This is a genomic window from Streptomyces bambusae, assembly GCF_019400985.1.
Classification (GTDB): domain Bacteria; phylum Actinomycetota; class Actinomycetes; order Streptomycetales; family Streptomycetaceae; genus Streptomyces; species Streptomyces bambusae_A.
This window is the reverse complement of the sequence record NZ_WTFF01000242.1, coordinates 1-11,394: the sequence shown is the minus strand read 5'-3', so window position 1 is coordinate 11,394 and position 11,394 is coordinate 1. Positions and strand designations below refer to the sequence as shown.

Genomic DNA, 11,394 nt, shown 5'->3' with positions numbered 1-11,394 from the left:
GTACGCGGCTCGCTGGCGCGCGGAGTCCGCCCGCCTCCGCCGCGCGCTGTCCGCGACGGCTGGCGGGAGCGCGGGGGCGGGCGCGGGTGCGGGCGCCGCTGCGCGGGGCCATTTCCCCCCCCCGCCCCTTCCCGAAACCGGGGCTGTCGCCCCGGACTTCGTTCGGGGGCTCCGCCCCCGTACCCCCGCGCCTCAAACTCCCCCAGCTACCGCTGGGAGGGGCCCCCAGGCGAGGCTGGAATTGGCCGCGCCCTGTCAGGGGCGCGGGGACCTGTCCGACGACGCCACCGCCGGCCTCGTCGCCGCGCTGGCGTTCCCCGAGCGGGTGGCGAAGGCCCGGTCCGAGGGCTCGTACCTCATGGCGAACGGAACCGGAGCCGCGCTCCGCGACGGCTCCGCCCTCCGGCACAGCCGCTGGCTGGCCGTCGCGGTCGCCGACCGCCCCTCGCACGCGACCTCCGCACAGATCCGCCTCGGCGCTGTGATCGACGAGCGGACCGCCCGCGAGGCGGCCGCGCACCTGCTGGCCGTCGGCGCGGAGGTGCACTGGGAGGACGGCGACGTCGTCGCCCGCGAGGTCGAACGGCTCGGAGCGGTCGAGCTGACCGTACGCCCGCTGCGCGAGCCCGATCCGGCGCTGGTGCGCGAGGCCCTGCTGGAGGGGCTGCGCCGCGACGGGCTCGGGCTGCTGCGCTGGAGCGCCGACGCGACGGCGCTCCGCGCCCGCCTCGGCTTCCTGCACCGCACGCTCGGCGCGCCCTGGCCCGACGTACAGGACGACGACGCGCTGCTGGCCCGGGCCGACGACTGGCTGGAGCCGGAACTGTCCCGGGCCCGGCGCCGCGCCGACCTCGCCCGGATCGACGCCGGGCAGGCGCTGACCCGGCTGCTGCCGTGGGCGACCGGCGAGGCGGCCCGGCTCGACGAGCTCGCCCCCGAGCGGATCGAGGTGCCGTCCGGCTCCCGGATACGCCTGGACTACGGCGGCGAGCAGCCGGTCCTGGCGGTCAAGCTCCAGGAGCTGTTCGGGCTGGCCCGGACCCCGGAGGTGGCCGGGGTCCCGGTCCTGGTCCACCTGCTCTCGCCCGCCGGGCGGCCGGCTGCCGTCACCGCCGACCTGGCCTCCTTCTGGCAGGGCGGCTACCGCGCGGTACGCGCCGAGCTGCGCGGCCGCTACCCCAAGCACCCCTGGCCGGAGGACCCGGCGACGGCGGAGCCGACCCGGCACACCAACGCCCGGCTCAGGCGGGGCTGACCCCGGCCGGCGCCCGGGAGCGCCGGCCGCGCGCCTCCAGCCACAGGGCCAGGCCGAACAGCAGGAGCCCGGTGGTAGCGAGGCCGACCGGCGCGTACGTGTGCAGCGCGAGCACCTTGGCACGGTTCGCGGAGACCAGCTCCACGGTGTGCCTGACGTAGTCCTCGCGCATCTTCACGTGTCCGGCGAAGGCGGTGAGCTTGCCGCCCTCCCCGGCGGCGGCGATGCCTCCGCGCATCTCCTGTTCCATGATCTGCTCGCCGTTGACCGGCGCCCCGGTCACCGGGTCGACCCAGAACATCCGCTTGGCGGTGTACCAGAGGGTGGTGCCGGTGGTCGCCTCGATGGTCGCCGGGTCGATTCCCTCGATCGGCATCTTCTTGGGCATGGGGACCTTGGTCCACGGCACGGTCTGCTCGAAGTAGTAGACGTCCAGGCCGCGGAACGTCCGCGGGCCCACGTAGTGGATCGGCGCGGAGGTGCGGGTCTGGGCGTCGTAGTAGAGGTAGTCGCGCGGCTCGGTGAAGAAGGGGAACTTGAACTCGATGCCCTCGCGCTCGACCGGGTCCCCGTCGACCATCTCGCCGGTGGCGTGCACCGGGTCCTGGGTGTGCGCGTCGAAGATGTACCGCTCGGGGATCTGGGAGACCATCTTCCCGTCGGGGCCGACGACGTAGGAGAGGGCGTCCCAGACGACCACGTCCTTGCCGGCACTGGCCTCGATCTCGCGGGACGCCTCCACGTTCCCCTTGAGGGTCTGCACGATCGTGACCTTGTCGACCTTCTTGGGCTGCATGCCGCCGAAGTAGTCGAGCAGGGTGGCGTCCTTCGCCTCCAGGACGACTTCCTGGTACTGGCTCGGGGGGATCTTGGCGAGCCGGGGGTACGCGTACCAGCGCAGCAGGGGGGCCAGGGCGGTGCAGAACACCGCGAGGGCCAGCAGGACGAGGCTCGCTCTGCGTCGCACGGCCGGGCCTCCTTACTGTCCGGGCGCGGCGGGCGCGGTGGTGAGCAGCGGCTTGGGCGAGGTGCTGCCTTCCGGGACGCCGATCGCCGCGACGGCGAGGACGAGGAGGACGGCGGCGGCCAGCCCGATGGCGGCGGCGACGAGTGCGCGCATGCCGGGCCTCCGGGATCTGATAGGGCGTCAGGGCGGGGGCACGGTAGCAACGCACGCACAAGACAGGAAGGCCCCGGCGCCCGTACCCGCGCCCGCACCCGCACCCGCACCCGCACCCGCGTCGCGCACACCGCCCCTGGAGCGGCGGTACCGGTGCCTGGACCGATTGGCCGCGGGCCTGTATGCGCCGGGCACTGTGACACCACGGTGGTGGCAGTGCGCGGCCGGCGGCATGAGGGGCCACAGCAGTGCGCACGCGTGTGATGGCAGGATGACGGCATGGTTTCGAATCAGCCGTGGACGGGGTTTCACGGTGACCTGCTGGCAGCGAAGGCATCGGTGTACGACCCGAGCGGCTTCGTCTGCTCGCTGCCGGTAGCCGAACCGGAGAGTGCCGAGTACGCGGCTTGCGCGTTCACGCTCGACGGCCGCTCGGTTCGGTTCCGCGTGGCCAAGACCACCCCGACGAAGGTGGGCCAGTTCGTCACCGTGTGGCAGCGGTCCGAGGAGGGGCCGATCCGGCCCTTCGACGCCGACGACGGGGTGGACCTCTTCGTCATCAGCAGCCGCGACGACGACGGCTTCGGCCAGTTCGTGTTCCCGCGCGAGGTGTTGCGCGAGCGCGACATCGTCTCGTGCAACGGTTCCGGCGGGAAGCGCGGATTCCGTGTCTATCCGCCGTGGGTGACCACGACCAACCGGCAGGCCCGCAGCACGCAGGCATGGCAGGTGAACTACTTCTTCGACCTCGGTCAGGACGGGCTCGCAGACCTGACTCTCGCCCGCGCCCTCTACCACCCGTAGGTGCGAAGCCCTGCGCCGAAGCACCCGGGAGCCGCTTGGTCCCGGCCTACGGGGTCACCCCGCCCCTGGCGTGGCGGTGACGGGTCGCGGGAGGGTGCGCGGGGCCCTCACCGGCCCCGCGCAGTCGTTGCCCCGTCGTGCGGCCCGTCCCTCGCATTGCCGCCCGTTCACGGGCGGTGGGCTCTGCCCCGGCGCGGCCGGCGTCCGAATCCGGCCGCGCCGGGCAGGTCCCCTCCCCGTCGGCTCCCCCCGACGTGTGCGTGACACTACGTCAGTGCGGTCCCCGATGAGCCGGTCCGTCACGGGAATTCACCACTTCCCCACGAGTTCCGCTGGTCACGCATACTGGGCGGCACGCAGAGCGAGGAGAAGTGCCATGCCGTTCACCCTGAGCCACGCCGCGGCCGTACTGCCCGCGGTCCGGCGCACCGGCCGCGCGAGGGGACCGCTGGTCGCCTGCGCGCTCGTCGCCGGCTCGTTCGCGCCCGACACCTTCTACTTCCTCGACGCGCTCGTCGAGGGCGTCATGCCGTGGGGAGGCTTCACGCACTCCCCGCTCGGCGTGGTGACCGTCGACGCCGTGCTGACGGCCGGGCTCGTGCTCTGCTGGCTGCTGCTGCGCGAGCCGTTGGCGGCCCTGCTGCCGCGTGCCTGGCGGGGCCGGGTGTACGCGTTCCTGCGCGGCGAGGAATGGCGGCGGGAGCGGCGGCCGGCTGCGCTCGCCCTGTGGTTCTACGTGTCGGCGGTCGCCGGGTCGCTCACGCACGTCGTATGGGACAGCTTCACGCACCTGGACCGCTACGGGACCCGGGCGCTGCCCTGGCTGTCCGACCTCCGCTACGGCGGCTTCCCGCTCTACACGTACCTGCAGTACGGCAGTTCGTTCCTGGCCGCGACCGTGCTGGTGTGGTTCACGGTGACCGGGCTGCGGCGCACGCCGGCGTCGCCGCTCCCGGCGACCGTGCCGGTGCTGGGGCGGGCGGAGTTGTGGGGGGCGGCGGTGCTGGTCGCCGTGTGCGTGGGGGCCGGGGTCACCATGCGCGTGGTGCGCTTCTACACCTTCTTCGACCGGATCCGCACCCCGCTCGACATCATCCCGACCGTCTGCTTCGGCGCCGGCGGCGGGCTGATGGCGGGCCTGGTGCTGTACGGCGCGGCGGTCCGGCTGCGCCACCGCCGTCCCCGCTCCGGCGGGGACGGCGACCACGGGAGCGACCACGGGGGCGGGGACGGGTACGGGACCGAAACCGGAGCCGGCCTCCGGGACAGCGACGGCGACAGCCGAGCGGACCGGGAGGGCGGCCTGCCCCGGACCCCCGCCGCCACGGGCTGAGCCGGGACGAGGGGCACCCCGGGGCACGCGGGTACGACGCCCCTGTCGTCCCCGAGACCGGCCCCGCCCGGAATCCCGCACGCCGGCCGCGACCCGGCACCCGACCGCCGATGCCGGCGCGGCCTCCGAGGCACCCGGGCCGGCCCGGCCCCGTAGGGCCCGCATCGAGCCGGCACGCTCCCCTGACCCGCCGGGAACCCCACGGCGCCCCGCGCCGGCCCGGCGCCCTGCACTCCGTACCGGCCCGGCGGCCCGCCCTGGACGCCGGACAGGCCGTGGACCTGCTGGAGCCGGAGGTGGCGCCCCCGCGCACATGGTTCCTCGCCGTTCGGACCGGCGGTCTCGCCCTGGCACGGGCCCGGAGCCCCACGGCGCCCCGCCCCGTACCGCCCCTCGGCTACGCGGCCCTTCGGCCCGCCCCCGGCCAGGCCCGCACCGCCCTTTGGCCCCTCGGCCGTCCCGGCCGGGCCCGCACGGCCCGGCCAGGCGACGCACCGCCCGCGTCAGTGGGCCGCCGACTCCCAGTCCGGGCCGACGCCGACCGACACGTCCAGCGGGGCGCGCAGCTCGACGGCCGCGGCCATCTCGCGGCGGACCAGGGCCTCGACCTCGGCCCGCTCGCCGGGGGCGATCTCCAGCACGATCTCGTCGTGCACCTGGAGCAGCATCCGCGACCCCAGGCCGGCCTCGCGCAGCGCCTTGTCCACGCGGAGCATGGCGACCTTGACGATGTCGGCCGCGGTGCCCTGGATCGGCGCGTTCAGCGCCATCCGCTCCGCGGCCTCGCGGCGCTGGCGGTTGTCGCTGTTGAGGTCGGGCAGGTACCGGCGGCGGCCGAAGATCGTCGCCGTGTACCCGGTGGCCCGGGCCTCGTCCACGACGCGGTGCAGGTACTCCCGCACCCCGCCGAACCGCTCGAAGTACGTCTCCATCAGCCCGCGCGCCTCGGCGGGGTCGATGTTCAGCTGCTGCGACAGGCCGAAGGCGGACAGCCCGTACGCCAGGCCGTACGACATGGCCTTGATCTTGCGGCGCATCTCGGCGTCGACGGCGGACCGCTCGACCCCGAAGACCTGGGAGGCGACGGTGGTGTGCAGGTCCTCGCCGGAGGTGAACGCCTCGATCAGGCCCTCGTCCTCGGACAGGTGGGCCATGACGCGCAGCTCGATCTGGCTGTAGTCGGCCGTCATCAGCGACTCGAAGCCCTCGCCGACGACGAAGCCGCGGCGGATGGCCCGGCCCTCGTCCGTGCGCACCGGCACGTTCTGCAGGTTCGGGTCGGTCGACGACAGCCGGCCGGTGGCGGCGACGGTCTGGCTGAAGGTGGTGTGCACCCGGCCGTCGCCCGCGATGGTCTTGACCAGGCCCTCGACCGTGACGCGCAGCTTGGCCTGCTCACGGTGGCGCAGCATGATCACGGGCAGCTCGTGGTCGGTCTGGGTGGCCAGCCAGGCCAGGGCGTCCGCGTCGGTGGTGTACCCGGTCTTGGTCTTCTTGGTCTTCGGCAGGTCCAGCTCGCCGAAGAAGACCTCCTGGAGCTGCTTGGGCGAGCCGAGGTTGAACTCGTGCCCGACGGCCGCGTGGGCCTCCTTGACCGCCTGCTGCACGGCGCCGGCGAACTGCTGCTCCATGGCTTCGAGGTGGTCGCGGTCGGCGGCGATGCCGGCCCGCTCCATCCGCGCCAGCAGCTCGGAGGTGGGCAGCTCCATGTCGTGCAGCAACCGGGCCGCGCCGACCTCGGCGAGCCGGCCCTCGAAGACCTCGCCCAGGTCCAGGACGGCGCGGGCCTGCGCCATCAGGGCCTCGGCCTCGGCGGTCTCGTCGGTGCCGAAGGCCAGCTGCCCGTCGGCGGGCGGCGGCGCCAGCTCCCGGCCCAGGTACTCGACGGACAGGACGTCCAGGGCGAAGGACCGGCGGCCCGGCTTGACCAGGTAGGCGGCGAGGGCGGTGTCCATGCCGACACCGTCCAGCGTCCAGCCGTGCTCGGGCAGCACCCGCAGCAGGCCCTTGGCGTGGTGCACCACCTTGGGCCGGGCGGGATCGGCGAGCCACGCGGCGAACGCCCGCTCGTCGGCCTCGTCCAGCTCGGACGGCTGGAACCAGGCGGCCGCTCCCCCGGCCGCGGCCAGCGCGACCTCGCTGACGTTGCCCACGCCGAGCGCCCAGCTGTCGACTGTGGACACGCCCAGCGGCCCGCCCCCGTGCTCCTGCAGCCACGGGGCCAGCTCGCCCGTGCCCAGCACGCTGGCGTCCAGCTCCACCCCGGCCGCCGGGACCGGGGCCTGCTCCTGCTCGGCGCCCGGGTCCACGGCCAGCAGCCGCTCGCGCAGCGAGGCGTTGCGGATCTCCAGGACGTCGAGGACGCCCTTGACCGCGGCCACGTCGTACGGCGCGCGCAGCAGGTCGGCCGGCGTCCGGTCCAGGGCGACGTCGCGCACCATCTCGGTCAGGACGCGGTTGAGCTTCACCGACTCCAGGTGGTCGCGGAAGTTCTGCCCGGCCTTGCCCTTGACCTCGTCGGCCCGCTCTACGAGCTCCGCGAACGAACCGAACTGGTTGATCCACTTCGCCGCCGTCTTCTCGCCGACGCCCGGGATGCCCGGCAGGTTGTCGGACGGGTCGCCGCGCAGCGCCGCGAAGTCCGGGTACTGGCGCGGGGTGAGGCCGTACTTCTCGATCACCTTCTCCGGCGTGAACCGGGTCAGCTCCGAGACGCCCTTGGTCGGGTAGAGCACGGTCGTACGCTCGGACACCAGCTGGAAGGAGTCCCGGTCGCCCGTGACGATCAGCACGTCGAAGCCGGCCTCCTCCGCCTGCGTCGCGAGCGTGGCGATCACGTCGTCGGCCTCGAAGCCGTCGACGGCGAAACGCGGCACGCTCATGGCGTCGAGCAGCTCGCCGATCAGCTCGACCTGCCCCTTGAACTCGTCGGGGGTCTTGGAGCGGTTCGCCTTGTACTCGGGGAACTCCGTCGCGCGCCACGTCTTGCGCGAGACGTCGAACGCCACCGCGAAGTGCGTGGGCGCCTCGTCGCGCAGCGTGTTCGCCAGCATCGACGCGAAGCCGTAGATGGCGTTGGTCGGCTGGCCGCCCGCGGTGGTGAAGTTCTCCGCGGGCAGCGCGAAGAACGCCCGGTACGCCAAGGAGTGCCCGTCCATGAGCATCAGGCGCGGGCGGTCGGCTGCGGTCGTCTCTTCGGTCTTCTTCGATGCTGTCTCTGCCACGCCTCCGATCCTAGGCGGCCCCACCGACAATTCCGGCGTCGGCGATCGCCGGGCGGCGTGACAGGATCGGAGTACGTACGTCGCGTCCCGCGCACCCGTACGACACCGAACACCACGCATCACACACGACAACACGACACACCACACACGGCACACGAAGCACGACACACGCCGCATGCTCGAAGGGGAGCGTCATGGCCACCAAGCCGCCCGCAGGTGATCCGGTACAGGACGCGCCGCAGGTCGCGCCTCCCCAGCACGCCGCGGCGGGCCTGCCCGCGATCGCCCACACCCTGAAGATCGCGCACGCGCAGATGGGCCTGCGGCGCACGGCGCAGACACTGCTCAAGGTCAACCAGAAGAACGGCTTCGACTGCCCCGGCTGCGCCTGGCCCGAGGCCGACAAGCGGCACACCGCGGAGTTCTGCGAGAACGGCGCCAAGGCCGTCGCCGAGGAGGCCACGCTGCGCCGGGTCACCCCGGAGTTCTTCGCCGCCCACCCGCTCGCCGACCTCGCGCGGCGCAGCGGCTACTGGCTGGGCCAGCAGGGGCGGATCACCGAGCCGATGCTCCTGGAGAGAGGGGCCTCGCCCGAGGGCGCCGACCGCTACGAGCCGGTGACCTGGGAGCGGGCCTTCGCGATCATCGCCGAGGAGCTGACCGCCCTCGACTCCCCCGACGAGGCCCTCTTCTACACCTCCGGCCGCACCAGCAACGAGGCCGCCTTCCTGCTCCAGCTCTTCGCCCGCGAGTTCGGCACCAACAACCTGCCCGACTGCTCCAACATGTGCCACGAGTCCTCAGGCTCGGCGCTGACCGAGACCATCGGCATCGGCAAGGGCAGCGTCTCCCTGGAGGACCTCCACCAGGCCGACCTGATCATCGTCGCCGGACAGAACCCGGGCACCAACCACCCGCGCATGCTCTCCGCGCTGGAGCGGGCCAAGAAGTCCGGCGCGAAGATCATCACGGTCAATCCGCTGCCCGAGGCCGGCATGGAGCGGTTCAAGAACCCGCAGACCCCGCAGGGCATGCTGGTCGGCACCGCCCTGACCGACCTGTTCCTCCAGATCCGCATCGGCGGCGACCAGGCACTCTTCCGGATGCTGAACAAGCTCGTCCTGGAAACGCCGGGCGCCGTCGACGAGCTCTTCGTCCGCGAGCACACCCACGGCTACGAGGACTTCGCCGCGGCCGCCGCAGAGGCGGACTGGGACGACACGCTGACCGCCACCGGCCTGACCCGGCCCGAGATCGAGCGCGCACTGGCCATGATCCTCGCCTCGCGGCGGACCATCGTCTGCTGGGCCATGGGCCTGACCCAGCACAAGCACGCCGTCGCCACCATCCGCGAGGTGGTCAACCTCCTGCTGCTGCGCGGCGCCATCGGCCGCCCCGGCGCCGGCGTGTGCCCCGTACGCGGCCACTCCAACGTGCAGGGCGACCGGACCATGGGCATCTTCGAGCGCCCCTCGGCTGCGTTCCTCGACGCCCTGGACAAGGAATTCGGGATCACCTCGCCCCGCGGGCACGGCTTCGACGTCGTCCGCTCCATCGAGGCACTGCGCGACGGCCGCGCCAAGGTCTTCTTCGCGATGGGCGGCAACTTCGTCGGCGCCACCCCCGACACCGAGGTCACCGAGGCCGCGATCCGGGGCGCCTCCCTGACCGTGCACGTCTCCACCAAGCTCAACCGCTCCCACGCGGTGACCGGCCGGCGCGCCCTGATCCTGCCCACCCTCGGCCGCACCGACCGGGACGTCCAGGCCGCCGGCCGGCAGTTCGTCACCGTCGAGGACTCCATGGGCATGGTCCACGCCTCCCGCGGCAACCTGCCGCCGGCGGGCCCGCACCTGCTGTCCGAGCCGGCCATCGTGGCCCGGATGGCCCGCGCGGTCCTCGGCGCGTCCTCCACGACGCCGTGGGAGGAGTTCGAGAAGGACTACGCCGCCATCCGCGACCGGATCTCCCGCGTGGTCCCCGGCTTCGAGGACTTCAACGCGCGCATCGCCCGCCCCGGGGGCTTCACCCTGCCGCACGCCCCGCGCGACGAGCGCCGCTTCCCCACCGCGACCGGCAAGGCGAACTTCACCGCCGCCCCCGTCGAGTACCCGCGCGTGCCCGAGGGCCGGCTGCTGCTGCAGACCCTGCGCTCGCACGACCAGTACAACACCACGATCTACGGGCTCGACGACCGCTACCGCGGCATCACCGGCGGCCGCCGGGTCGTCCTGGTGCACCCCGCCGACGCGGCCGCCCTCGGGCTGGCCGACGGCGCGTACACGGACCTGGTCAGCGAGTGGAAGGACGGCGTGGAGCGGCGGGCGCCCGGGTTCCGGGTGGTGCACTACCCGACCGCGCGCGGCTGCGCCGCCGCCTACTACCCGGAGACCAACGTGCTGGTGCCGCTGGAGTCGACCGCGGACGTCAGCAACACCCCGGCCAGCAAGTCCGTGATCGTCCGCTTCGAACCGACCCCTCGGTAGGCGCCGATCGACAGGCGTCTTGGCAGGCGTCGATCGGCAGGCGTCGAACCGACCCCTGGGTAAGCGCTCGCTCAGCAGGCTGATAGGAAGTGCGTGTTAACGAGCGTTGACTCACGTCAGAACGGAGACGGCCCATGGGCGAGCAGCACGCGGTGAAGTTCCCGCAGGAGGTCCTGGACGAGTACGCGGCCCTGGGCATCGACCTGCCCTCGCTGTTCTCGGCCGGACACCTCGGCGAGCGGATGGACGTCCGCATCCTGGAGGCCGCGCCCGACCGCGTCGTCGGCACCATGCCGGTGGAGGGCAACACCCAGCCCTACGGCCTCCTGCACGGCGGCGCCTCGGCCGTGCTCGCCGAGACCCTCGGCTCGGTCGGCGCCATGCTGCACGGCGGCCACACCAAGATCGCGGTCGGCGTGGACCTCAACTGCACCCACCACCGCGGCGTACGCTCCGGGCTGGTCACGGGCGTGGCCACGCCCGTGCACCGGGGGCGGTCCACGGCCACGTACGAGATCGTGATCACGGACGAGCAGGACAAGCGCGTCTGCACCGCCCGGCTCACCTGCCTGCTGCGCGACGCCGAGTAGTAACACCCGGGAAACGAAGGACTGTTGTCACCGCGCCGGTCCCGGTCTAGCGTTCCCGCATGGGTACGGGACCGGTACCGGAGCGCAGCTCGACGGCGGCCCGCGCGACAGGCGCGGCAGCCGCCTCCGCCATTTCCCCCGCCGATTCCCCCGCCGCCCCGGCCGGCGGGCCCCGGGCATGAGCGGCACGAGCGGCACGGGCCGCGGCACGGACGGCACGTACGACGCGAGCCGTGGCACGAGCGGCCGCACAGGCGACGCAGGCATCACAGGTGGCACAGGCCACCCAGGCGACGCGGACAGCGCGTACGACGCGAGCAGCGGGCCGAGCGGTATCGGGCCGGTGGAGCCCGGCGAGGGCACCGCGGAGCGGCCGCCGCCGGCCCCCCGCCCGCCGCACCCCCCCTCCCGCCTCCTCGCCCGCCTCTCCCCCCTCCACCGCCGCCCCCCCCCGCCCCTCGCCGTCGCCGCCCCCACCGCCCTCGCCCGGGGCCGGCCCATCCGGACCCCGCCCCGCCCCCCCCCGCCCCCGGGACCGCTACCCCCCGCCGCGCCCCCCACGCACACATCGCCGCGCTCCGG

Annotated in this window: 8 protein-coding genes; 5 read left to right on the top strand and 3 right to left on the bottom strand. The window is 73.6% G+C overall.

What is annotated here, in order from left to right:
* Positions 1 to 1,255: ATP-dependent helicase C-terminal domain-containing protein (locus GPJ59_RS26700; protein ID WP_308120501.1), on the top strand; the 1,255-nt coding region annotated here is incomplete at its 5' end.
* Here GPJ59_RS26700 and GPJ59_RS26695 read toward each other — a convergent pair.
* Complete coding sequence (locus GPJ59_RS26695; RefSeq protein ID WP_219670253.1) at positions 1,242 to 2,222, bottom strand: DUF3068 domain-containing protein; 981 nt, start codon at positions 2,220 to 2,222, stop codon at positions 1,242 to 1,244. The genes GPJ59_RS26700 and GPJ59_RS26695 overlap by 14 nt on opposite strands.
* Before the next feature lie 12 nt (positions 2,223 to 2,234).
* The gene (locus tag GPJ59_RS26690) at positions 2,235 to 2,375 is read right to left on the bottom strand and encodes an SPW_0924 family protein (protein ID WP_219670252.1); all 141 of its coding nucleotides are present in this window, start codon (positions 2,373 to 2,375) and stop codon (positions 2,235 to 2,237) included.
* Between the two features lie 279 nt (positions 2,376 to 2,654).
* Here GPJ59_RS26690 and GPJ59_RS26685 point away from each other — a divergent pair, with 279 nt between their 5' ends.
* Both GPJ59_RS26685 and GPJ59_RS26680 read left to right on the top strand, forming a co-directional pair.
* Positions 2,655 to 3,179, top strand: coding sequence for a MepB family protein (locus GPJ59_RS26685; protein WP_219670251.1), 525 nt, complete (start codon positions 2,655 to 2,657; stop codon positions 3,177 to 3,179).
* 376 nt (positions 3,180 to 3,555) lie between these two features.
* A complete protein-coding gene (locus tag GPJ59_RS26680; protein ID WP_219670250.1) occupies positions 3,556 to 4,512 on the top strand; it encodes a DUF4184 family protein in 957 nt (318 codons plus the stop codon).
* A gap of 503 nt (positions 4,513 to 5,015) precedes the next feature.
* Here the strand turns inward: GPJ59_RS26680 and polA are convergent.
* Positions 5,016 to 7,736, bottom strand: coding sequence for a DNA polymerase I (gene polA, locus GPJ59_RS26675; protein WP_219670249.1), 2,721 nt, complete (start codon positions 7,734 to 7,736; stop codon positions 5,016 to 5,018).
* 194 nt (positions 7,737 to 7,930) lie between these two features.
* On the opposite strand from polA, the gene GPJ59_RS26670 reads away from it, so the two are divergent.
* Positions 7,931 to 10,222, top strand: coding sequence for an FdhF/YdeP family oxidoreductase (locus GPJ59_RS26670; protein ID WP_219670248.1), 2,292 nt, complete (start codon positions 7,931 to 7,933; stop codon positions 10,220 to 10,222).
* A gap of 134 nt (positions 10,223 to 10,356) precedes the next feature.
* Positions 10,357 to 10,812, top strand: coding sequence for a PaaI family thioesterase (locus GPJ59_RS26665; protein ID WP_219670247.1), 456 nt, complete (start codon positions 10,357 to 10,359; stop codon positions 10,810 to 10,812).
* Positions 10,813 to 11,394: the final 582 nt, after the last annotated feature.

Coding starts and splice junctions, on each gene's coding strand:
- GPJ59_RS26690 (WP_219670252.1), bottom strand. CDS start 2,375: ATGCGCGCACTCGTCGCCGCCGCCATCGGGCTGGCCGCCGCCGTCCTC.
- GPJ59_RS26685 (WP_219670251.1), top strand. CDS start 2,655: ATGGTTTCGAATCAGCCGTGGACGGGGTTTCACGGTGACCTGCTGGCA.
- GPJ59_RS26680 (WP_219670250.1), top strand. CDS start 3,556: ATGCCGTTCACCCTGAGCCACGCCGCGGCCGTACTGCCCGCGGTCCGG.
- GPJ59_RS26670 (WP_219670248.1), top strand. CDS start 7,931: ATGGCCACCAAGCCGCCCGCAGGTGATCCGGTACAGGACGCGCCGCAG.
- GPJ59_RS26665 (WP_219670247.1), top strand. CDS start 10,357: ATGGGCGAGCAGCACGCGGTGAAGTTCCCGCAGGAGGTCCTGGACGAG.